The sequence below is a fragment of the Staphylococcus hominis subsp. hominis genome (assembly GCF_002901845.1).
In the GTDB taxonomy this organism is placed as follows: Bacteria; Bacillota; Bacilli; order Staphylococcales; family Staphylococcaceae; genus Staphylococcus; species Staphylococcus hominis.
Window position 1 is genome coordinate 16,438 of the sequence record NZ_PPQE01000026.1, and the last position, 23,892, is coordinate 40,329.

Genomic DNA, 23,892 nt, shown 5'->3' on the forward strand with positions numbered 1-23,892 from the left:
CTTCGTAATCAACATCATCATATGCATTATAATTATTAGAATGGGTAGCATAGCTGCGATTTTGATGTTGATAAGATACATCTTGTGTATCAACGAATTCTCTATAACGAGGGGCCTCTGAATGTTTGTAATTAGAAGTAGAAGATTCATGATGTTCTTCTAATGCTTTACCTTCAACATCAATTTTAGGTAATATAACACCTAACCATTTCGGTAAGTACCAAGATGCATTACCGAATAATTTAGTTAAAGCAGGAATTAATGTCATTCTGACAATAAAAGCATCAAATAATACACCAAATGCAAGAGAAAGACCCATTGATTTAATTGCAGTATCATCTTGGAAGATAAAGGCAATAAACACACTGAACATAATTAATGCAGCGGCAACGATAACTGGACCACTTTCTTTAATACCTACGCAAATAGAGTGATCATTATCTCCAGTTTTGCTGTATTCTTCATGAACACGTGTCATTAAGAATAATTCATAGTCAATGGCTAATCCGAATAATAAACCGATTGTAATAACAGGTAAAAAGGCAAGTAATGGACCTGTATTGTCTACACCAAATAGACCACTCATCACACCATCTTGCATGACTAAGGTTGTAAATCCAAGGGTTGCCATTAATGATAAGACAAATCCAAGTACTGCTTTTAATGGTACAAGGATAGATCTAAATACAATCATAAGTAAAATAAATGCTAGTATAACGATAACGCTAGCGAATACTGGGATAGCATCATTCAGTTTTTCTGACATATCGATATTAATGACGCTTTGACCAGAAATCTCAGTGTCATAATGATATTTATCTTCGGCATCTTTGTGATAATCTCTCAATTCATATACAAGATCTGTGGTAGATTTAGCGTTTGGACCTTCATTTGGAATAATCGTAAAGATAGCATAGTGATTATTACCATTCAATTGTGCTTTAGATACTGTATCTACATTATCTAAATCTTCTATATCTCTACGCATATTACTTAAATCATTTTCAATTGATGTTTTACTTCCACCATCTTTAGTATTCACTAACATTACAATTTGTCCGTTATAGCCTTCACCAAAATTATCTGAAATCAGTTGATACGCTTTATGCTCAGAAGAATCGTTTGGTTTAAGACTGTCATCAGGAATACCAAGACGCATGCCTGTGATTGGAATGATAGCTAGAATAAGAATCACTAAACTAATAATCGTTGCAAGCACAGGTTTACCTACAACGAATTTAGCCCATGGATGATGTTTAGGGTCTTTATTTTTAGTAGGCTTATTTTTAATTTTAATACTTTTATGGAAAATACTAATTAATGCAGGAAGTAATGTTAAGGCTGCTAAAACAGCGAATAACACACTAATAGCTGAAGCAAATCCCATAATTGCTAAGAAATCAATGCCTACTAGTGATAAACCACACACTGCCATCATTACTGTAATACCAGCAAAGATAACAGCACTACCTGCAGTACCTACTGCTTTACCAATTGCTTCTACCGTGGCAGTACCTGATTTTTTAATTTCTTTATATCTAAATAGAATAAATAAAGAATAGTCAATACCTACCGCTAAGCCAATCATTACAGCTAGTGTTAATGTGAAGTTTGGAATGTCAAACATAAATGTAAGTAATGAAATCATACCGACACTTGTTGCTAAACCAAGAATCGCACTAATAATTGGCATACCTGCTGCAATAAGAGAGCCAAATGTGATAAGTAAAATAATGAAAGCAACTACGATACCTACTATTTCAGAAACACCACCAGGTTCAGAGCCCATTGACATACCAGTTGTTTTTTCAATTTGAATGTTGTGATTATCTTTAATATCTTGAAGTGCTTTATTTACTATCTTTTTAGATGAATCTTGCATACTTGTTTGAGGGACAACATAGCTGATATTAGCAATAGCTGTATCGCCTTCACTATTGACCTGTCCCGACTCATATGGATTAGAAATGTTTTGTATATAATCATCATCTTGTTTAATATTATCTAAGGCATCCTCTATGTCTTTTTTCGTTGTTTTATCTTTCAATCCATCCTCTTTATTTGAATGAAAGACAATCTTCATGGACGCTTTTTCACTGTCTTGATGAAATTCTTTACTGATTTTATCATTCGTATCAATGGATTTTAATCCATTCATTTTGATATCACTATCAAATTTTGGTGAAGTAACTAATAGAGGCGCAATCACTACACCAAGTACGACTAACCATATAATAATACTTAGCCATTTATGCTTAGCGATAAATGTACCAAGTTTATATAATAGATTTGCCAATATAATACCTCCTTTTATTGTTAAAATAGCGTTATTAGACAATGTACGTTAATAGAACGTATTTTATAATTTAACAAGAGTTTGATTATATGTGTACCATTAAAAAATTTAAGACGTTGGAAAATGCAACATTTTATTAAAATTGTTGTTTTTTTATAGAAGAAGTGAGGAGGAGCATAAAAAAGAGAAGGATAACATTCATTTAAAATTCGTTATCCTTCTCTTTATGATATGTATAAATTTAAGCTACGAAATATCCGATAAGACAAATTGCACCAATGAGTACAAATAAAACGCCAGGTAAATATATTTTTTCTCTAAGATCAATATCTTGTCTATATGCGACGAAGCTACTAATAGAGATGAGTATGATACCCACTACTAGTAAAATAATAGAAAGTATAAGCATCAACTCAGCCTCCTTCATATCAAAATTGATGAAAACGGTGTTCTCTTAATTTTATTATATTAGGAACAGACAAATTTTTATAGCAATTTATTAATATAATGTAAAAATGTTATCATTTTTATAGTTATTTATTAATAAAATTTATAATAAATTTACATTTAATAAAATAATTAAAAGGAGTAGAAAATGAATTCTACAAGAATTGTTTTCTACTCCTTTGGTTATATAAATGATCTTTTCATCTCATTGACGTCTAAATACTTTCATTTTTTAAAGAATAGATTAATGTCATAAAGTTTTGAATAAGAGCAGTGAGATGATGATCTGCCCGGTAAACGATAGAGATATAACTTGAAGGTGGGCCTTCTTTTAATGACTTGCCAATAATATTAGGATGATGGAATAAGGTGCTTTGACTTACAAGACTCAGATAATTAGAATCTTTAATAATGGTTAATATACTACTAATACTATTTGATTCCATATGAACATTTAAATCAATAAAATTGTTTTTTCGCCAATCATCAATACTTTCTCGTGTTGAACCACTACTATGAATAATGAAACGATACGCATTTAAATCTTCTAATGAAATATCTGTTTTTGAAGCCAAAGGATGTCTTTTATCCATTGCGATAACAAGTGGATTTTCTTGAAGACGTTTCACTTTCAATTCTTTTTCATTGAATCCTTTTTCTGAAATAACGCCGATATCAATTTCTCTATCTTTTATTTTTTTTAATATTATAGGAGCAGTATCTACAATTAAATTCATATCAATATTTGGATAATCGTGCATATATTTTTTTAAAGTGGTAGGAAGAATACTATAAATAGGTGCATGACTTGCTCCAACTCGTAAAGTCCCACGTTTGGATTGTTTGAATTCTTCAATCATATGTGTTGTTTCATCAATTAAATTTAGCATTTTATTAGAATTACGATAAAGTAAGTCTCCAGCATCTGTTAAATTGAAACATTTCCCTTTTTTAAAATATAAGGGTATTCCAAGTTCGTTATTTAAATTTTTTAGATGAAATGTTACAGTTGGTTGCGTTATCCCCAGTTTTTCAGCAACAGCATTTTCATTCTGCAATTCAACAAAATTTTTAAAAATCATCATTTGTTTTGTATTCATAAATTAATTCCCCAAAATATATAAATTTTTTCTATTCTATTGTTTATATTAAAGAAAGAATTTTGAGGTTACGTTAATAAATTGTTTAAAGTTAGTTAATGTTGATACATTATAATGGAATATACAGTATTATCAGTAGAGGATTGAATAAAAATTTTGTTACGCTCTCATGTATTAAATTAAAAATTGAGGGTAATAACAATGTTGCTTAACAAATCTTACAACATAAAGCATTTACATTTAAGGAGAGATTTACATGTCAGAAAGACTACTTGTGATTTCTGATATTCATGGACATCGAAAAGCCCTTTCCATACTTTTAAAACGAGCAAAATATAATCCAAAAAAAGATCAGCTCGTACTTATGGGGGATTATGTCAATAATGGACCGGATTCATTTGGAACATTAAAATTAGTTAAAAGGTTAAAACGACGTGGTGCGCTTGCTTTAGCAGGTAATCATGAAATGCGCTGGTTAAATAGTAAAGATAAAAAGATTAAGCGTTGGCATCCGTTCTTACGTGAATTATCTGCTGTTGAAGTGATTGGTAATTATATTTTTGCACATGCAGGAATAGATACCAATAAACCTTTGAATAAGCAGATTAAAGAATATACTACTGGACATTATTCACATTCGCTTAATCGTCAGATTCCTAAAAATAAATATTTAGTTCATGGTCATGTACCGAATGATCGCTATGGATTAAAGAAAGACGAGATTTATAAAAATAAAAATGAATTATCTATAGATACAGGCGCAGGACACAATAAGTTTTTATCGCTGATTGATTTAACAGGTCAATATCAGTATTCAGTAGAGGTAACGAATATTCGAAAAATGAATATAAAACGCTTAAAAATATAATAGTTAATGATGTTTAATCTTTGATTAAAACGAATAAATAAAAATATAATAAGACATTCAAGTTTTATGTAAAATGTTATATAATGAAATGAAATATCACTAAAAAAGGGTGGCATTAATGAATAAAAATACGCAAAACAAAAATCGTAAAATGTCGAAGCTAAGTTCGTATTTAAAAGTGTCATGTTCAGCTTTAATATTAAGTAGTTCACTTGTAGGTTACGGGTTTACTAAAGATGCATTTGCAGCAACACAAGATGCAGAAACAGCAACTTCTGAAACTACAACACATGTTCAAAAAGATTTACAAGATGCAATGAATAAAGCGAAAAAAGACATTAAGCAACTAAAACATTTAAGTGCAGTTGAGTTAAAAAGTTATAAAGAAGATATTGAAAGTGCTAAAAATCAGAATGAAATTAAAAATATAATCAAAGAAGCGAAAAAAGAAAATAAAGTAACAGCACAAGAAAACACAACTGACGTTTCAAACAAGGATAATAGCACTGAATCATCTAGCACTCAAGATGCTTCAACAGAAGAAGAAGAAAAGGCTACAACAAGTAACGACACTTCTGCTGATAATACATCTAATATATCAAATGAATTAGATAACATCGTATCAGATCTAGATACTTTATCTAATAAAGTTGATAGCGGTCAACAAAAAGATGCAACAACATCAAATGAATCCTCGTCTTCTGAATCAAATACTTCTGAAAACACAACTGATGAAGTAACGAAAGAGGAACCCACTACGGAAGAATCACCAAAAGAAATGCCAACAACAGAGAAACCTTCAAACCAAACAACCTCTTCTAAATCAGAAACGTCTATTGTTGATAAATTAGATAGTATTAAAAATGATATTGATAGTGCTAAAAAAGACATCGAAAGTTCAAAAGAAAACGATTCTAATCAATTACCAAGTGATGAAAATAGTACAGAAGAGGAGACAACTGAATCATCTAGCATTCAAGATGCGCCAACAACAGAAAATACAACACATTCTAATTCAAACCATCATATATTAGAGGGATTAGCTAAATTAAACGATACTCATAAAGATCAAGACTTAGATACAGATGCACGACATCACCAATTCGATAAAGTGAATCACCAATTATCTGAAACTGAAAAAATTAATCAAGCTATTGCTAAAATTGAAAATAGTAAAGATGATGCCAGTCATTTATATATCAATCGTAAATTAGATCAATTATCTGATTTACGTGATAACATTCAACATCAAGCTGATTTAGCGAAAAAAGATAAACAAGCTATTGATAATGACATTGAAACCGTACGTAAAAATATAGAGAATAACCGTGATATTATTCTTAATCGTTTGCAACAAGTGTCTGACAAACAACGCGCAGCTGAAGATATATTAAACAGTGTGTTTAGTAAAAATGAAGCGCAACACATCTTGAAAAATATTAAAACAAAAGGGCAGTCTGACAAACAAATTGCAGATCAGATTATGAAACAAATTGATGGATTAACTTCAACAACAAGTGATGACATTTTAAAATCTATGTTAGAACAAGCTACTAATAAAGAGGATTTATTAAAAACAATTTTATCTACACGTTTAGGCCAAAATGAAGCGGCTACTATTGCGAAACGATTAGCCAATGACCATTTAACAAATTCACAAATTGTTGATCGCTTAAAACAAGCATTTAATCAACATGGGCTTGTGTCTAGTGATGATATTTTAAATGATATTTTAGATAAAACGTCTAATCGTAAACAAGCCATTGAAACAATGTTAGCAACAAAATTAAACCAAGCAAAAGCGAACGCTTTAGCTGATATTATTTCAAGAGTACAATCTGATAAAGCGAATGCTTTGGATTTAGTGAAAAGTACAATTAATGGTAAAGCCAATGACTTATTACAACTTCAAAATAGCTTAGGTCAAGCCAAAAATAGATTAAACTATATTCTTGATCCCATTGTAAATCGACCATCATTATTAGATCGTATTACGGGTAACACAAGTGGTTCCAATCTCGGTTCAAATCTATTAGGTAATGGATTAGATTTACTAGGTGGTTTAACTGGAAGTCATTTATTAGGCAATCTTCCTTCAGGTAGTAGTTTGCTTGATGGATTAACAAATGGAAACAGCTTACTTGACGGTATAAGTGATATTCCTAATCCAACACAAGGCTTATCATTAGGTCATTTAGGCGATGATGGTTTACTTAGCGGTTTATTTAATAGTGATGGAAATTTATCATTACCTGCAACAGGTAAAGCCATTAAGAAAAACTGGATTCCGATTGCAGCAGTGATTGCTATTGCAGGTGGGGCACTTGTATGGTTCAGTCGTCGTAAACATCACCAATCTAATAACTAAACCAAATAAATAGGAGTAAATAATTAATGCCATTGAACATTAATTATTTACTCTATTTTTATATATTGAGTTGTTGCACTAAAATGGACAACTCAACATATGTAAAAGATGTATCCAAAGTATGAATAGTAATCAATTTACTTTACATCATCATTGAATGTCATATGCATTAGACATAAACTTAAAGTGTGAAAAAACAATTTTAAAATGACTCAATTGTAATTATGACGTAGTACATATTGAAGTGATTAAGATTAAAGGGGTGGGGAGCATGGAACACGGTGAAGGTGTATCTCATACAGTATCTGATAAAAAAGAGAAAAAACGGTTTCGATTAAAAATGCCTGGTGCATTTACAATATTATTTATTTTAACCATTATTGCAGTGTTAGCAACTTGGATTGTGCCAGCAGGTGCGTATTCTAAGCTTTCTTATCATGCAGGAGCGCATGAATTTAAGATTGTCGATGCACATCATAAAACAACGACAGTCCCAGGGACACAAGATCAACTTGATAAATTAGGTGTCAAAATTGATGTGAACCAATTTAAATCAGGTGCTATTAATAAGCCTATATCGATTCCTGGAACTTACGAGCGCTTGAAACAAAAGCCAGCGGGTCCCGATCAAATTACGACAAGTATGGTAAATGGAACGATTGAAGCTGTCGATGTCATGGTATTTATTCTTGTGCTTGGTGGTTTAATAGGCGTCGTACAAACGAGTGGTGCTTTTGAATCGGGATTATTAGCATTAACTAAAAAAACTAAAGGACATGAATTTTTACTGGTCTTTATGGTATCCATCTTAATGATTTTAGGTGGAACGTTATGTGGTATTGAAGAAGAAGCGGTCGCTTTCTATCCAGTGTTGGTACCTATCTTTATAGCGATGGGCTATGATTCCATTATATGTGTAGGGTCTATTTTCCTGGCGAGTTCTATTGGGAGTACGTTTTCAACAGTTAACCCTTTTTCAGTAGTCATCGCCTCTAATGCTGCAGGAACAACCTTTGTAGATGGATTATATTGGCGTATTGCTGGACTTATTGTAGCAACCATCTTTACGATAGGATATTTATATTGGTATGCAAAACGCATTAAAAAAAATCCGAAACGATCATACACTTATGATGATAAAGTGAAGTTTGAACGACAATGGTCAGTGATTAAGAATAATAGTGAAGACAGTATCTTTACCTTACGTGAAAAAATTATTTTAATACTCTTTATCTTGCCATTCCCAATTATGGTTTGGGGCGTCATGACTCAGGGGTGGTGGTTCCCGATTATGGCGTCTATGTTTTTAGCCTTTACCATTGTGATTATGCTTATTGTCGCATTAGGTAAGAATGGATTAGGTGAGAAAAAAGTGGTCGATGCATTTGTTAATGGTGCATCAAGCTTAGTAGGCGTATCATTAATCATTGGTCTTGCACGTGGTATTAATAGGATTATGAATGATGGACTGATTTCAGATACAGTGTTAAATTTTTCATCATCACTCGTAAAACATGCGAATGGCCCACTGTTTATTCTTGTATTATTGATTATCTTTTTCTTCCTAGGATTTATTATTCCTTCATCATCAGGATTGGCTGTACTTGCCATGCCAATATTTGCACCACTTGCTGATACAGTAGGTATTCCTCGATTTGTGATTGTTACAGCGTATCAATTTGGACAATATGCGATGCTATTTTTAGCACCAACAGGATTGATTATGGCTACATTACAAATGTTGGATATGAAATATTCACATTGGTTTAAATTTGTATGGCCAATTGTCGTTTTTGTATTTATCTTTGGCGGTGGCTTATTAGTTACCCAAGTATTAGTATATTCATAATAAAAAAGCCATTGAGTTTCAAATTTTTGAAACTCAATGGCTTTTGTTATGCATTTATTTAGGTTGAATGTAGTGTAAAGATGAGGCAGTATCCGCATCAATTTGACGATATGATACAATACCCAATCCTTTTACATTTGATTCTGAAATAATGATTGAGCCATCATCATTGACTTTTTCAACGAAAGCAACGTGGCCATATAACGCACTTGCTCCAGATTGGCCTGCTTCAAATACAACTGCTGTATGATTTTTAGGGGTTGTACTTACATTATACCCTGCGTCTTCAGCGCTATTATCCCAGTTATGTGCATCGCCCCAATGACCGCCTACATGTTTATCAAATTGTTGAACACGTTCGTACACATACCAAGTACATTGGCCATATGGATACGGTGAAGCAACATCTGAAATTGAAAATGGCTTAAATGCACTTCCTGAAACATCTGTGCCACTACTTCCTGTTGATGTTGAGTATTTATCTAAATCAGGCATGTGTTTTTTATCAAAATCAGTTAAATTGTAATGTTCAATTAAGCTATTTAATTTCGTTGCATAGTTTGGATCAGTCGCATAAGTTTGGCTTAAATGACGTGTTGCTGAACGATAACTTGGTGCAATATTTTTCCAAGATGATTTATAAATTGTAGGATTACCGTCAATACCATGTTTGATTAAATCAGCATAATCTTTTAATGAAGCTTTAAGATTTGGATATTTACGGAAACTAGCATTAATACTAAAAATATTATTATTACTACTAGCTTCAAGTGTATTGAAGTTAACTGAAGCACCTTTATAACTACCTTTCATACCGAATAAATTGTAATTTGGTGCTTGTGCAAGAGCGCTATTACCTGAACTTGATTCTAAAATAGCCTGCGCAATCATAACAGAAGCATAAATATCATTATCTTGCCCAATTTTATGCGCATCTTTAGCAATAGATGTAATAAATTCACGTGTTGCTTTATTTTCTACTACTGCAATATCTCCATTAGTAACATTGTTCCCATCTAATTGTGGTACATCTTGGAATAAACTTATAGCGCGTGTATTACTTTGTTTAAAATCATTTTCAAATGATTGTGGTGCTTCTTGTTTATGTTTTAGTTGTATCTCCGTTGGCAATTGCGGATTGTCTTTATTTGTGTCTAGTTGGTCTTGAGTTGTTGATGTATCTTTTTTTGAATCTTCATTTTGTGATGCTTGAGATGTGCTGTCTTTTTTAGATGATGTATAGTCTTTATGTGTTTGTGTTGCTTTATCACTATATTTATCAAGAAGCGCATCTAGTACATCCTCTGATTGTTGACGATCTTTATTAGGTGTTGCTTGCTCTTCTTGAGAGGTTTGAGATGTTGTATTTTTTGTTGTTTGCTGTGATGTTGATTGATTGCTATTTTCAGATGTCGAGGACTCATTAGTATTAGAATCATTTAAATCTGAAGCTAATTGATTCAATGAATCTAAGGCTTTGCTTACGCTAGAATCATCAGTTGAATGATTGTCATTACTGTTACTATATTTAAATGATGACTCAGACGATTGATCTGACTGATTATTTTCTGTTAGTACCTCAGATTGATTTGATGGTGTGGTATGACTATTTGACTTATCAGATGAGTCTTGAGGTGATGGATCAATTGTTGTGTGTTGATGTGATGATTCAGTACGATCTTCATCTGAAGAAGTTGTATTCGTTGCATTTTTGTCATCATTAGTATTAGATGAAGATGAATCACTTTCAACATGTTCATATTTAGAAATATCATCATCAAAATGGAATAAAGATGAAATCAAACTTGTTAAACTAAAGCCATTTTCAAAGTGACTAGGATCTAAAAAGTTTGATGAGAATGAATGATTTGAACCATTCATGTTAAATACAGATAATGGTGTATGATACGTGTCTTCATCTTTAGTATGAGATGAACGATTATTTTTCGAATGTGTTGATGATGGTTTAGAATGAGAAGCGGCATCTTCATTTGAAACTGTGTCTGATTGACTTTCTTTTGACTGAGAGTCTTGCTTTTTATTATTATCAGAGCTATCAGAAGTTGAATCTTCTGAAGATGGAATTTCATTGCTTTCAGTACGTGCTGTTTCTGATGTAGAAGTTGAATCCTCATTATTTGATTCAGATGTTTTAGTTTGTTTTGTAGTCTCTTCAGCTTGAGCAACACTAGACGTAAATGTTGGTAAAACCAGAGTTGTAGTTAGCAAATATATCATGAATTTTTGCTTCGACATCAATAAACGCTCCTTACTTTTGTATAATATATTTTATAAATCCGTCTTAAGTCAGACGATTTCTATCGTATTTTAACGTAGCATTAGCTTTGTCGCTAAAATTATTTTCTGCTATAATGCATGAGTACCATTTTAATTGTTGACGTATATCAACTAATTATGGCATTCGTGATAAAAGTATTATACTAATTCTACGATATAAAAAACAATGTTTTAAATCATATTGATATAAATTCTTAATATTTCATTTTTAGGAGAGTGAAAATGAAGAACGCGTTTAAATTATTTTTGACAGACTTAAAGCGTGTCGCTAAAACACCTGCTGCTTGGGTAATTCTAGGCGGTTTGGCAATTTTACCTTCATTTTACGCATGGTTTAATTTATGGGCAATGTGGGATCCATATAGTAATACAGGTCATATTAAAGTGGCAGTTGTAAACGAAGACCAAGGCGATAAAATTCGAGGTAAGAAAATTAATGTAGGTAATACGCTCGAAGACACATTGAAGAACAATGATAAATTTGATTGGCAATTTGTCAGTCGGGAGAAAGCAGATCATGAAATACGAATGGGTAAATATTATGCAGGAATTTATATACCTAAGAAATTTACACATCAAATTACGGGAACACTTCGTAAACATCCGGAAAAAGCAGATATTACATATAAAGTGAACCAAAAAATTAATGCTGTCGCCCCTAAAATGACTGATACCGGTTCGACAATTATTGTTGATGAAGCCAATAAACAATTTAATACTACTGTAACGAAAGCATTATTGAAAGAAGCAAATAAAGTAGGTCTTCAAATTGAAGACGAAGTACCAACTATCGATAAAATTAAAAATGCAGTATATGCTGCCCATCAATCTTTACCTAAATTGAATAAAATTGCAGATAGAATTGTTTATCTTAATGATCATCAAGATCAGCTTGATCAATATGCGAATCAATTCCGTGATTTAGATAACTATAAAGATGATATTTTAAATGCTCAACAAAAATTAAATGACGTCAATGCAGCAATCCCTTCATTGAATCAAAAAGCGAAATTAATTCTCGCATTGAATGAATATATGCCTAACATTCAGAAGTTAGTGAATGTAGCAGCAGATGATATTCCTCAGACATTCCCTAAAATTAATAGAGGGGTAGAGATTGCGAGTCAAGGATTAGACTTAGCGAATCAACAACTTAACGATGCACAAGATTATTTAGGTATGGCTAAGCAACGTGTTGGGGATTATCAAGAGGCAACTAGGCGAGCACAAGCAGTTAATGGTAATGTGAATAATAATTTGCGACAACAAAGTGCGACAACTAATGACAACGGTATGCCTCAATATACGATTCAAAAACTAAGTAATAGTTCGAATAATGATCAATTACCTAATGGTCAGATTCTTTCGAATGAAGATGTTAAATCAATGAATAGTGGACTTGCTGAAGCATTACTTGCATTATCTTCAAATGCTGATAAGCAAGCTAAGGCATCACAATCTGATGTAAAAGCATTAAGAGATATAACGTATGGTGTCATTGCCTCTAATCGTCCAACAGAATATAATGACATGCTTCGAAATATTAAAGGACGTTTAGAAAACACTTCAAAATACAATCAACAATTGATTGATGTATTAAAAGAATTACAACAACGTGAACATGTGAATTTAGCACCACAAATTAAACGAATCGAAAGTACCAATAACCGTATTAATGATACGTTACGTTCTACTAACCAATTGATTGATGCATTATCAAGTGGTGGTAAAGGTAGTGCGGAGTCTATTAATGTATTAAGAAGCTTGCCAGCTTTAAATTCTGGTTTAGGTAGTTATAGAGATTACATTAAAGATAATTTAAATAATCGTTTACTTGTAGTTTCTAATGATATTACAAAACAATTAAGTGAAGGCCAAGTCGTATTATCAGATGTGCAATCTAAATTAAATACGATTAATCAAGTGATTCAAGCAGGTCAACACATTGTAGGTGATGGTCAAACTCGTATTGCAACACTTCAAAGTGAATTACCATCACTTGAAGCGGGATATATTGAAGCAACTCAAACTGCTAAAAATTACTTCCCAACAGTACGAAAAAATGTAGCAAAAGCTGCAGACTTTGTACGTAATGATTTACCTGATTTAGAACAACGTCTTGCGAATGCAACAGCTACTGTTAATGCTAACTTACCAACATTATTTGATAAGTATGATAATGCAGTAGATTTATTAGATGAGAATCAGCCAAAAGCAAAAGAAGCTTTAGCGAATTTAGCGAACTTTGCACAAACAAAATTACCTGGTATCGAAAGAGATTTAAATAAGGCTAATGATATATTCAATCAATTGGACGATGACGATGCAGTAGATAAGCTTGTTAATAGTCTAAAAAATGATTTGAAAAAACAAGCAGATGTTATCGCAAACCCAATTAATAAGAAAACTGTGGATGTTTTCCCAGTCAGAGATTATGGTTCAGGGATGACACCATTCTATACAGCATTATCCATTTGGGTAGGTGCCTTATTATTAGTAAGTTTATTAACAGTGCATAACAAACATGAAGAATTAGCAGATCAGTTAACGAAACGGCAAGAATATCTTGGTAAAGGAATGTTCTTTATCTTGATGGGTGTATTACAAACCCTCATTGTTACAACAGGTGACTTATTCTTACTTCATGCGCAAGTAGAATCACCATTGCTCTTTGTACTCGTTGCATTATTTGGTGCAATTGTGTTTAATACCATTGTTTATACGTGTGTATCTATATTGGGTAACCCAGGTAAAGCGGTAGCCATCATTCTTTTAGTATTACAAATTGCAGGCGGTGGCGGTACCTTCCCAGTAGTTACACTACCTAAGTTCTTCCAAAACATTTCACCTTACTTACCATTTACGTACTTAATTGATTGTTTACGTGAAGTTGTAGGTGGTATTGTACCAGAAATTTTAATTACAAAATTAATTATATTTGGGCTCTTCGGTCTTGGTTTCTTCTTAATTGGATTTATTGCTAAACCATTCTTAGATCCAATTATGACTAAAATTGCAAAACGTGTAGAAGAAAGTAAAGTAACAGAATAGAAAATAAAATAGCCTGATTGATAATGAAACATCATTATCAGTCAGGCTATTATTTTTAATTAGATTTGTTATTAGATTCACTACTACGATTAGTATGACTTTCAGTAGAAGACTTCGTACTTTGTTGCGATGAAGGTTTTTCTTCTGTTGAAGGTTGTTCAGTTGATGTTTGCTCTGAAGATGGTTTGTCTTCTGTGCTTTGAGATGTGGGTTGTTTTGATATGTTACTTTCTGAACGATGTTGTGATTGTGACGTAGTTGATGATTCGCTTGTTTTTGGCTGTGTAGTCTGAACAGTAGAGGGACGTTGCGTCGTTTGTTGTTGTTCTTGTATTGATTGACTTGTTGACTCAGATTGCGCAGTGGTGCCATTGTCAGACTGACTTGTTTCATTAGATTGAACTGTATGACTTTCAGCAGTAGTTTCTTTTTTATCTTTCTTTTTAGTAGATTGTGTTTGATTTGAGTCGGATTGATTGGAATGAGTGGCTGCAAAAAAGATTGAGCATCCTAATGCCACAACAAGTAATATAATGACTATAGTTGCTAATATTTTTTTCAAATGATAGTCCTCCATTTTTAATTCATTTCTTTAGTTTATTATAATCAAAGTTCAACAAATAGGAAGTATTTATATAACCCAATCATATTACATTTTATTCACATAATTCTGTGATAGATACATCTAAAGTACAGTGAATTAAGATAAAGAGTATGAGATAATAGTAGTGAAATAAAAATCCATTAGAGAAAGAAGGACAATCATGAATAGAATAGTTAAATCTATAGCATCAGTTACTTTAGCATTTGGGACAGTATTAGGCGTAAGTACAGCTGTTTTACCAATCGAGGATACAGCTCAGGCAGCTACAAAACCATATTATGTATATAACGGGTATGTAGATAAAGACGCAAAATTTGTAACAAATAAACAGTTTATTAAAGCAGTTAAATATGGAAATGTAACAATGAATGGAATCAAATTTGAAAAAGTGCATAGTAATAAAAAACTTGAAAAATATAACCAAACATTTACTGGTGTAAGTAAAGATGGCAAGAAGGCGAATAAAGTTCAATTTAGTGTTAAAGGGGATTTGACATATAATCAATTGAAAAAAGCGTATGGCTCAGATTTTAAAAAAGTAAAAGGTACTCCAAGTGATAAAAAAAGTGGTATTTTCGAATATCAACCTAAGAAAGATGGATTAATTGTTTCTTTTGTTATCACACATGGAAGAACAGTAGAAGTAGATATTGGGTATGAAGGTGTCACAACAAGTAAATAAATGATAAATACGAGCGGAATTGAGTTCAATTTCCGCTCTTTTTTATTATTCAATGTAACATAATACTGCAAATTTGAGTTGCATTGTTTGTGAGCCATTTTCATTACTAATTGTAATATACCGCTTTAAAGTATCAATACGTTTAATATAAGCTGCAATAGAATGAATCGTACCATTTCTAAAATAACTAATCATAGCGAGTTGATGCGTTGTATATTTTTCAATTAATCGTCTATTCAGAATATTGAATTGATCATCCGACAAAGAGGGCATTGTTATTTTATTTTGATTTTCTATAAAAGCATTTATGCGTTCATACTGTTCAGGCATCACTGCAAAAGGTGCCCACTTAATCATGCCACGTCCTTGTGGGATGTTAGTGTCTAAATATTCTCTAGGAATGTTGCGATAATCTGTTTCATGTTTGTATTGATCAGGAATCATTAAAACCACCTCGATTATATTATAGAACATATGTTCGCGTTTTTGAAGTGATTTCTTATAATATAAATAAATTTTATATTTAAAAATTAAAATAATGAATTTATATATCATAAGACCACAAGTTTAACAAAGGGGAAGTAAACTCGTGGCCTAGTATTGTTATGTAATATAACATTTTGTGAAGGAGTGAATAGGACTATTACTCCTAATTATAGTATACCACAATTTTATAAAAAAATATTTAAATAGATAGCTAATTACTATAAAGATTGTATAGATAAGAGTAATGAAGTATGATATGAGTAGTTTAAAGAGAAAGAGGAAGACGCATATGAAAAAGATAACAAAAGTATGTGTAGCTACGACAATAGCGTTTAGTACACTATTAGGTGCTAGCGTCACAGGTGCACTTGTTCAACAACCGACTGCCCACGCAGCAACGTCATCATATTACAACTATGATGGTTATGCGGGTCAAAATGCTTCATTCGTATTAGATAAACATTTTAAAAATGCGATTAAAGCTGAAAATGTTAAATTTAATGGCATTAAAATTAAATCGACAACATCTAATAAATCGGTATTGAAATATGATCAATACTTCAGAAATGTATCTAAAGATGGTAAAACTGCCTCGTTATTAGATATGGAAGTCAAAGGTCAACTTTCATTAACACAACTTAAAAAAGTATATAGTAAAGAGCTACAAAAAATTGATAATGGTAACAACAACACAACAGGTATTTATTACTATCAACCTAAACAAAATGGTATGACAGTTTGGTTTGATGTTAATAAAGGTAAAGTAGATAGAGTCGTATTAGGCTATAGTACAGTACAACAAGCAATGAATTAAATGGGTGATTGAAGTGAACGTATTCGCTTCAATCATTTTTTATACACATAGGCGAATAAATATTAAATGATTATATAAAGCTATTTCAAGTTGAAATTTTAAAATCCTCTTTTAATCAATAATTAAAAGATTTTATTATTGGAAATTAACATTTAATGCTACGATAGAACTATATACATGAAATGTATATTTTGAACCGCTACTCCATGATAATGACATATCAATATACCATTTACTTGAAGGAGGAATACAAATGACAAAGGGGCCAATTCAAGTTAATAATGAAATCGGTACATTAAAAACAGTACTTTTAAAACGTCCAGGTAAAGAATTAGAAAATTTAGTGCCTGACCATTTAAGTGGACTATTATTCGATGATATTCCGTATTTAAAAGTGGCGCAAGAAGAGCATGATCAATTTGCAGAAACACTTAGAAGTGAAGGGGTAGAAGTCGTTTATCTAGAACAACTTGCTGCTGAAGCGATTGAAAATGAAGATGTAAGACAGCAATTTATTGATGATATTTTATCAGAATCTCAAAAAACAATTTTAGGTCATGAGAAAGAAATTAAAGATTATTTTTCAAAGCTATCCAATCAAGTACTGATTGAAAAAGTAATGGCAGGTATAAGAAAAGAAGAAATTCAACTTGAAACAACACATCTCGTTGAATATTTAGATGATCGTTATCCCTTTTATTTAGATCCAATGCCCAATCTATATTTTACACGTGATCCACAAGCCTCAATAGGTAGAGGGATATCAATTAATCGCATGTACTGGCGCGCAAGACGTCGTGAATCTATTTTTATGACGTATATTCTAAAATATCATCCACGTTTTCAAGATGCAGATATACCGGTGTGGCTTGATCGTACATCACCGTTTAACATCGAAGGCGGAGATGAGCTTGTGCTTTCTAAAGACGTATTAGCTATCGGTATTTCAGAACGTACATCAGCTGAAGCCATTGAGCGACTAGCAAGAAATATATTTAAAGACGACGATGCTACATTTAAAAAAGTACTTGCGATTGAAATACCCAATAGTCGTACATTTATGCATCTAGATACTGTATTTACAATGATTGATTATGATAAATTTACAGTGCATGCAGCTATTTTTAAAGAAGAGAATCACATGAATATCTTTACAATTGAGCAAGATGAAATGAAAGATGATATTAAAATTACACACTCTAGACAGCTACGAGAAACGTTAGCTAATGTATTAGGTGTAGATAACGTAGAATTTATACCTACTGGTAATGGAGATGTCATAGACGGTGCTAGAGAACAGTGGAACGATGGGTCTAATACATTATGTATTCGTCCAGGCGTTGTGGTGACATACGATAGAAACTATGTCTCTAATCAATTATTACGTGATAAAGGTATTAAAGTGATTGAAATTAAAGGTAGTGAATTAGTACGTGGTCGTGGAGGTCCAAGATGTATGAGTCAACCTTTATTTAGAGAAGATATATAATGTTTTCACGTGAAACAATTTATAGTCAAAAACGCTAGTCATTTGGCTAGCGTCTTTTTATATTAAAAAATATTCCATTAGTCTACAAAAAGTGTAAAATAGATATCATACTTATAAATTGGAAGGACGAAACAATATGGCATTTATGACTATTAATTATAAATCACCTACGATTGGGATGAATCAATCGTTTACAGCCATCGTTCCAGAAGACGATAGCTTTTTTAAACAACATGAACCTGTAAAACCTTTGAAAATGTTATTACTATTACATGGTTTATCAAGTGATGCGACATCGTATATGCGTTTCACAAGTATCGAACGTTATGCAGAAGCACATCAGTTGGCAGTGATTATGCCGAATGCAGATCACAGTGGTTATGCAAATATGGCTTTTGGTCATAACTACTATGACTATATATTAGAAATTTACAATTATGCACATCAAGTGTTACCAGTATCTAAAAAAAGAGAAGATAATTTTATTGCAGGTCATTCAATGGGGGGGTACGGAACCATAAAATTTGCTTTAACTCAAAGCCATTTATTTTCTAAAGCAGCGCCATTATCAGCAGTATTTGATGTAAAATCATTACTCGATATTGAGTGGAATGACTTTGATCCCAAAGCCATTGCCGGTGAAGCTTTAAAAGTTAAAGGTACAGAGTTAGATACCTATCACTTAGTGGATGAAGCGGTTGATAAAGGCGCAACAGTTCCAGAACTCTTTATTCAATGTGGCACAGAAGACTTCTTATATGATGATAATCAACGATTTATGACATATTTAGATGAAAAAGGTATCAATTATAAATATGAAGAAGGACCTGGGGAACATGATTATGCTTTTTGGGACAAAGCCATTGAACGTACCATTGAATGGTTAGTAGAGGAATAAAAAAACATCCCTTTGTGATGAGACGTCGCAAAGGGATGTTTCGTTTTATTTAATGATTTCAATTGTAAATGGAACAACAAAATCTTCACCTTTATTCATTGCAAGAATAGCTAAAATGGTATAGATAAAACCAGCAATACATACAACGAATAAAGTTAAGTAACCAATTAACACCACAGTTAAAACTAAACTCGCAAATTTTCGAATGTCATCGATTAACCCATCAAACATATTGATACATCTGGTAATAATAGATAACCAAAAATAAGAAATAGATACTTTTTCTATTTCTTATTTTTTTAATTCATAAACTAATTTGAGTTATTATTTTGAGTATTTTAAAATAATGACAAGTATTAATTATTTTAGGTTTTTCGTGAATATAAAAACTCTACTCTAAATCAATAAGGAGCGTAAGTTTAGTGTACAGATATTACATCACTTCAGTCGTTATTTTTCTAGTATTTTCACTGATATGTGGTATGGCGCTTGCTGAAGATCATAGTGAAAAATTATCAGTTGTGGCAGTAGGAGATAATTTAATTCATCCTGTTGTCTATCATGATGCACAACATTCTGATGGTACATTTAATTTTAAGCCAATGTATTCTAACATAAAGAAAGACATAGCTAGTCCTGATTTAGCTTTTGTAAACCAAGAGTCTCCACTTGGTGGGGATGATATTCCGTTTTCAGGATTTAAACGATTCAACACGCCTAGTCAAGTAGCAGGTGACATTGTTGCAACAGGGTTCGATGTGATTAATGGTGCAAATAATCACTCCTTAGATCAAGGAGATCAAGGGATTACAAATCATATACAGACTTGGAAAAAATTTGATCATAACGTATTGTTTACAGGAATATACAATTCGAAAAAAGAGGCGAATCGTATACATACCATTTCTAAAAATGGTGTAAAAATCAGTGTATTAAGTTATACATACGGAACAAATGATATGGTCTCAAACTATCCATATACAGTAAAAACGTTTGACGAAGCTACTATTAAACAGGATATACGAAAAGCAAAACAACAAAGCGACGTAGTCATGGTGTCGGCACACTGGGGAAATGAAAATCACCATACACCAAATAAGACACAGAAGAAATACGCTCAATTATTTGCAGATGAAGATGTAGACATCGTCATTGGTACGCACCCACATGTCATTCAACCAGTAAAGTGGGTTAAAGCAAAAGATCATCACCATAAAACGTTGGTAGCCTATTCTTTAGGTAATTTTTTAAATGGACAGTATAGTGGAGATGAAAATAATCAATTGTTAGGAAGGATAAACTTCGATGTAGTAAAAGAACCTAAAGGTGTACATTTAGAAAATGTTAAATGGACAAGCATGGTCAATCATTATGAACAAGCACGTCCTACCAACAAACAAACACGCCAATATTTTAGAATTTACAATCTAGATGATTACACGCCACAATTAGCGCATAAACATGGGTTACAATCTGATTCAGACAGTGAATGGAATATCAAACATTTACAGGAGATTACAAAGGATGTAATCGATCGAACATTTTTAAATGAAAGAAGTTTATAAAAAAGAGCGACTGTACATGTGCAAATGGTACGTACAGTCGCTTTTGATTTATCTATTTAAATATTCTATCAAGGCACATTATTTATTTTGATTAGCAAAAGCTTTGGAAATATCTCGCAATGTTTGTGGTGCATCATCCCACTTCATTGTCACTTCAGTGAAGTGCATGTGTTCTTGATCTTCGTTTATTTCATCGAAGACAGCCTTTAAATCTTTTGAAGTCTTAACATCATGGACTTTCACGCTATCTCCACCAAATACGTTTGGTAATGCTTTGTAATCCCACATGTTGATATCATTATAGGGCTCTTCCATACCATGAATGAGACGTTCAACAGTATAACCATCATTATTAATTAAGAAAATCACAGGTTTAATATCTTGACGAATCATCGTTGATAACTCTTGAACAGTTAATTGGAATGACCCATCACCAATTAATAAGATATTACGACGGTGTGGATTAGCTAATTGGGAACCTAATGTAGCTGGTAATGTGTAACCAATTGAACCCCATAAAGGTTGACCAATAAATGACATATTTTTAGGTAAAGTTAAACTGTAAGCCCCAAAGAAGGATGTTCCCTGTTCTGCGATTAATATATCATCGCCACCAATAAAGTCTTGCATCATTTTAAAGTAAATATCTTGAGTTAACATATCATCAGTTAATTCATAGTCATTTGATTCTGGTTGTTGGTAAGAAGGAAATGAAGATTTATTTGTATAATCTATCGTATTTAACGCTTCTAAGAATTCAGGCAATGCAATTTCTGTATCAATCGTATCGTTTAATTTGAATAGGCGATGGTTAATCATGACCACTTCGTTAATATCAAATTGATATGAAAAGCCTGCAGTAGCTGAGTCAGTTAATTTGGCACCAATATTTAAAATAGCATCGCTATGATCGACATAGTCTTTAATGTCATCTTTAGCAATTTCCCCATCATAAATCCCCATATAGTGTGGGTTTTCTTCATTAAATGCTCCTTTACCTAACGATAATTGAACAACTGGAATATTCGTTTTATTGACAAATTGTTCTAATTTATCATGTAGATGAAAACTATTGATTTCATGACCTGCAATAATTAATGGTTGTTGAGCTGAACGTAATTTATCAGCCACCATATCTATATATTGAGATACATCTTGTTGAGGTGCGTTTTCAACTTTGAATGGTTGTTCAACCTCAATGTCTGACATAGCCACATCAATAGGTAAGTGAATGTGTACTGGACGACGTTCTTGAAGCGCTGCATTGATTACTCTAGGGATTTCAGTTGTTGCATTTTCAGGCGTGATATAGGCTTGTGCTGTTGTAATCGGTTCAAACATGTGTCGATAACTATCAAAGCGTCCTTCACCTAAAGAGTGATGCACATATTTGCCTGCCTTTTCAACAGCTCTTGTTGGTGCGCCTGTGATAGCAATGACCGGAACACGTTCTGCATATGAGCCTGCAATACCATTGACGGCACTTAATTCTCCAACACCAAATGTTGTTACGAGTACGCCTAGTCCGTTTATACGTGCGTAACCATCAGCGGTATAAGCACCATTTAGTTCATTCGTTGTTCCAACCCATTCAACGCTTTCGTGACTTATGATGTCATCTAAAAATGCTAGGTTAAAATCTCCTGGCACACCAAATATTTTATTGACTCCTGCTTCATGTACTGCGTCCATTAAATATTGTCCTACACGTTGTTTCATATTCAATTCCACCTTTGTATTGCTTTTGTTTACATATATAGGATAAGTCTGTTTACAAATAAAGTCAACATTATTGACCTTTTGATGAAAATCGTTAGAAAATTTACTATAATAATTAATAACGTCTTTGAAAAGGAACGAGTGAATATGGATCGAAATAAAAATGATTATGAGCACATGCTATTTTATTTCGCTTATAAAACGTTTGTGACGACTGCAGATGAAATTATCGAAAAATATGGTATGAGTCGACAACACCATCGCTTTTTATTTTTTATCAATAAATTGCCTGGTATTACGATTAAGCAGTTACTAAACACGTTAGAAATATCAAAGCAAGGGTCTCACGCAACGTTGAAAAAGTTAAAAGAAGAGGCATTAATTATCGAACAACAATCTGAAGAAGATCGCAGAGTAAAACAATTATTTCCAACACCTAAAGGAAGTAAATTAGTAGAGAAATTAAATAAAGCACAAGATAAATTAATGCAACAAACGTTCCAAAAAGTTGGAAAAGATTGGTATGCGATCATGGAAGAATTATCGAATTATCGTGAAGGGTTTCAAGATATTAAACATTTAAAAGATGAAAAAGAATCTTAAAAAAGAAGCAGAACTGATGTACATCGACAGTTCAGCTGTTTCTATACAATTTTAAGGAGAAAATATACTGTCTATAATCAATAACAATGAAAAGTTAATTCAACTTATTTCAAAAGAATTAAAGATATTTACAGTTAATGTACAACGTACGATAGGATATTTGACAGTAATAAAGCTCAATAATATTGTAGATTACAATATAAAATGTTAAGGAAGGTCAATTAGAATTAACACTAGATCTTCGAAAATCATTTTTTAGTAATGGTGATGATTCGTCAAAAGCACGTAAAAATGAAAAAATTGGACATCAACAATGGATCATTTTGCGATAGCCATAAATAATGCAATTCGAAAGTATATATTTTAATATAGAAGAGGTTAGAGTAAAGTAGAATGTTAAGATATCACATGTTAGCGTTTTAATTTTCTAACCTTATTTCATTTATAGAAAGAAAGTAGTGTAGAATGTGGCACCACGTTATATCGCAAGAATTTATTTTATAGTGCTTTTTATTATTTCATTGTTTGTACCGCGAATACTTAACTTTATGACATTAAATCTATTCTTAGCCTATATTCCTCTAGAGCTTTGCTTGCTTTTAAAGTTATTTAAACCAAAGGAAACTAAAGAGTGGCCTTTATTTATTGTATTTGCACTTATTTTTATACTATTAGTTCCCAATACGTTCTATATGGTTACAGACTTAATCCATCTTAATAATTTTAAATTCAATTTCTTAGTCAGTTTAAATTTA

At 32.2% G+C, this 23,892-nt stretch carries 18 protein-coding genes and 1 pseudogene; 11 read left to right on the forward strand and 8 right to left on the reverse strand.

The window, feature by feature from the left end; translation table 11 throughout:
• Positions 1-138: 138 nt before the first annotated feature.
• The 3 genes and pseudogenes from CD034_RS07110 to CD034_RS07115 form a co-directional block, all read right to left on the reverse strand.
• Positions 139-2,296 (reverse strand): annotated as a pseudogene (locus CD034_RS07110) (MMPL family transporter); the annotation flags it as partial.
• A gap of 241 nt (positions 2,297-2,537) precedes the next feature.
• Complete coding sequence (locus CD034_RS11230; protein ID WP_002449294.1) at positions 2,538-2,705, reverse strand: hypothetical protein; 168 nt, start codon at positions 2,703-2,705, stop codon at positions 2,538-2,540.
• Between the two features lie 253 nt (positions 2,706-2,958).
• Positions 2,959-3,843, reverse strand: a complete 885-nt coding sequence (locus CD034_RS07115; protein ID WP_070647382.1) for a LysR family transcriptional regulator — start codon at positions 3,841-3,843, stop codon at positions 2,959-2,961.
• 256 nt (positions 3,844-4,099) lie between these two features.
• On the opposite strand from CD034_RS07115, the gene CD034_RS07120 reads away from it, so the two are divergent.
• The 3 genes from CD034_RS07120 (at position 4,100) to CD034_RS07130 (ending at position 8,928) form a co-directional block, all read left to right on the forward strand.
• A complete protein-coding gene (locus CD034_RS07120) occupies positions 4,100-4,711 on the forward strand; it encodes a metallophosphoesterase (protein ID WP_019834763.1) in 612 nt (203 codons plus the stop codon).
• Between the two features lie 118 nt (positions 4,712-4,829).
• Positions 4,830-7,079 carry an LPXTG cell wall anchor domain-containing protein gene (locus tag CD034_RS07125; RefSeq protein WP_077700059.1) on the forward strand — a complete coding sequence of 750 codons (2,250 nt, stop codon included), beginning with the start codon at positions 4,830-4,832 and terminating at the stop codon, positions 7,077-7,079.
• A 271-nt stretch (positions 7,080-7,350) separates the two neighbouring features.
• Entirely contained in the window at positions 7,351-8,928 is a 1,578-nt protein-coding gene (locus CD034_RS07130) for a YfcC family protein (protein ID WP_077700058.1), read from the forward strand.
• A gap of 54 nt (positions 8,929-8,982) precedes the next feature.
• Here CD034_RS07130 and CD034_RS07135 read toward each other — a convergent pair whose 3' ends face one another.
• Entirely contained in the window at positions 8,983-11,184 is a 2,202-nt protein-coding gene (locus CD034_RS07135) for an amidase domain-containing protein (RefSeq protein WP_077700057.1), read from the reverse strand.
• Between the two features lie 264 nt (positions 11,185-11,448).
• Here CD034_RS07135 and CD034_RS07140 point away from each other — a divergent pair, with 264 nt between their 5' ends.
• Positions 11,449-14,277, forward strand: coding sequence for a YhgE/Pip domain-containing protein (locus tag CD034_RS07140; protein WP_002449207.1), 2,829 nt, complete (start codon positions 11,449-11,451; stop codon positions 14,275-14,277).
• Positions 14,278-14,332: 55 nt separating this feature from the next.
• On the opposite strand, the gene CD034_RS07145 is transcribed toward CD034_RS07140, so the two are convergent.
• A complete protein-coding gene (locus CD034_RS07145; RefSeq protein WP_049431977.1) occupies positions 14,333-14,839 on the reverse strand; it encodes a hypothetical protein in 507 nt (168 codons plus the stop codon).
• A gap of 202 nt (positions 14,840-15,041) precedes the next feature.
• On the opposite strand from CD034_RS07145, the gene isaB (CD034_RS07150) reads away from it, so the two are divergent.
• Complete coding sequence (gene isaB, locus CD034_RS07150; RefSeq protein ID WP_049431976.1) at positions 15,042-15,563, forward strand: immunodominant staphylococcal antigen IsaB family protein; 522 nt, start codon at positions 15,042-15,044, stop codon at positions 15,561-15,563.
• 45 nt (positions 15,564-15,608) lie between these two features.
• Here isaB (CD034_RS07150) and CD034_RS07155 read toward each other — a convergent pair whose 3' ends face one another.
• On the reverse strand, positions 15,609-16,007 hold the full coding sequence (locus CD034_RS07155) for a YolD-like family protein (protein ID WP_037554270.1): 399 nt from the start codon (positions 16,005-16,007) through the stop codon (positions 15,609-15,611).
• Between the two features lie 331 nt (positions 16,008-16,338).
• Here CD034_RS07155 and isaB (CD034_RS07160) point away from each other — a divergent pair, with 331 nt between their 5' ends.
• The 3 genes from isaB (CD034_RS07160) (at position 16,339) to CD034_RS07170 (ending at position 19,250) form a co-directional block, all read left to right on the forward strand.
• The gene (isaB, locus tag CD034_RS07160; RefSeq protein WP_049418022.1) at positions 16,339-16,863 is read left to right on the forward strand and encodes an immunodominant staphylococcal antigen IsaB family protein; all 525 of its coding nucleotides are present in this window, start codon (positions 16,339-16,341) and stop codon (positions 16,861-16,863) included.
• A 253-nt stretch (positions 16,864-17,116) separates the two neighbouring features.
• Entirely contained in the window at positions 17,117-18,352 is a 1,236-nt protein-coding gene (gene arcA / locus CD034_RS07165; RefSeq protein WP_103288231.1) for an arginine deiminase, read from the forward strand.
• Between the two features lie 136 nt (positions 18,353-18,488).
• Positions 18,489-19,250 (forward strand): alpha/beta hydrolase, encoded by a 762-nt coding sequence (locus CD034_RS07170; protein WP_103288232.1) that lies wholly within the window; start codon positions 18,489-18,491, stop codon positions 19,248-19,250.
• Positions 19,251-19,295: 45 nt separating this feature from the next.
• On the opposite strand, the gene CD034_RS07175 is transcribed toward CD034_RS07170, so the two are convergent.
• On the reverse strand, positions 19,296-19,481 hold the full coding sequence (locus CD034_RS07175) for a magnetosome magnetite crystal formation protein family (protein WP_103288233.1): 186 nt from the start codon (positions 19,479-19,481) through the stop codon (positions 19,296-19,298).
• A gap of 191 nt (positions 19,482-19,672) precedes the next feature.
• Between CD034_RS07175 and CD034_RS07180 the strand changes: the two genes are divergently transcribed.
• Positions 19,673-20,815 carry a CapA family protein gene (locus CD034_RS07180; RefSeq protein WP_420903103.1) on the forward strand — a complete coding sequence of 381 codons (1,143 nt, stop codon included), beginning with the start codon at positions 19,673-19,675 and terminating at the stop codon, positions 20,813-20,815.
• Between the two features lie 78 nt (positions 20,816-20,893).
• On the opposite strand, the gene CD034_RS07185 is transcribed toward CD034_RS07180, so the two are convergent.
• Positions 20,894-22,534, reverse strand: coding sequence for an alpha-keto acid decarboxylase family protein (locus CD034_RS07185; RefSeq protein WP_103288234.1), 1,641 nt, complete (start codon positions 22,532-22,534; stop codon positions 20,894-20,896).
• Positions 22,535-22,681: 147 nt separating this feature from the next.
• Between CD034_RS07185 and CD034_RS07190 the strand changes: the two genes are divergently transcribed.
• Positions 22,682-23,137 (forward strand): MarR family winged helix-turn-helix transcriptional regulator, encoded by a 456-nt coding sequence (locus CD034_RS07190; protein WP_002454748.1) that lies wholly within the window; start codon positions 22,682-22,684, stop codon positions 23,135-23,137.
• Between the two features lie 467 nt (positions 23,138-23,604).
• Positions 23,605-23,892: DUF1361 domain-containing protein (locus tag CD034_RS11425; protein WP_258026834.1), on the forward strand; the 288-nt coding region annotated here is incomplete at its 3' end.

Coding starts and splice junctions, on each gene's coding strand:
- CD034_RS11230 (WP_002449294.1), bottom strand. CDS start 2,705: ATGCTTATACTTTCTATTATTTTACTAGTAGTGGGTATCATACTCATC.
- CD034_RS07115 (WP_070647382.1), bottom strand. CDS start 3,843: ATGAATACAAAACAAATGATGATTTTTAAAAATTTTGTTGAATTGCAG.
- CD034_RS07120 (WP_019834763.1), top strand. CDS start 4,100: ATGTCAGAAAGACTACTTGTGATTTCTGATATTCATGGACATCGAAAA.
- CD034_RS07125 (WP_077700059.1), top strand. CDS start 4,830: ATGAATAAAAATACGCAAAACAAAAATCGTAAAATGTCGAAGCTAAGT.
- CD034_RS07130 (WP_077700058.1), top strand. CDS start 7,351: ATGGAACACGGTGAAGGTGTATCTCATACAGTATCTGATAAAAAAGAG.
- CD034_RS07135 (WP_077700057.1), bottom strand. CDS start 11,184: ATGTCGAAGCAAAAATTCATGATATATTTGCTAACTACAACTCTGGTT.
- CD034_RS07140 (WP_002449207.1), top strand. CDS start 11,449: ATGAAGAACGCGTTTAAATTATTTTTGACAGACTTAAAGCGTGTCGCT.
- isaB (WP_049431976.1), top strand. CDS start 15,042: ATGAATAGAATAGTTAAATCTATAGCATCAGTTACTTTAGCATTTGGG.
- CD034_RS07155 (WP_037554270.1), bottom strand. CDS start 16,007: ATGATTCCTGATCAATACAAACATGAAACAGATTATCGCAACATTCCT.
- isaB (WP_049418022.1), top strand. CDS start 16,339: ATGAAAAAGATAACAAAAGTATGTGTAGCTACGACAATAGCGTTTAGT.
- arcA (WP_103288231.1), top strand. CDS start 17,117: ATGACAAAGGGGCCAATTCAAGTTAATAATGAAATCGGTACATTAAAA.
- CD034_RS07170 (WP_103288232.1), top strand. CDS start 18,489: ATGGCATTTATGACTATTAATTATAAATCACCTACGATTGGGATGAAT.
- CD034_RS07175 (WP_103288233.1), bottom strand. CDS start 19,481: ATGTTTGATGGGTTAATCGATGACATTCGAAAATTTGCGAGTTTAGTT.
- CD034_RS07185 (WP_103288234.1), bottom strand. CDS start 22,534: ATGAAACAACGTGTAGGACAATATTTAATGGACGCAGTACATGAAGCA.
- CD034_RS07190 (WP_002454748.1), top strand. CDS start 22,682: ATGGATCGAAATAAAAATGATTATGAGCACATGCTATTTTATTTCGCT.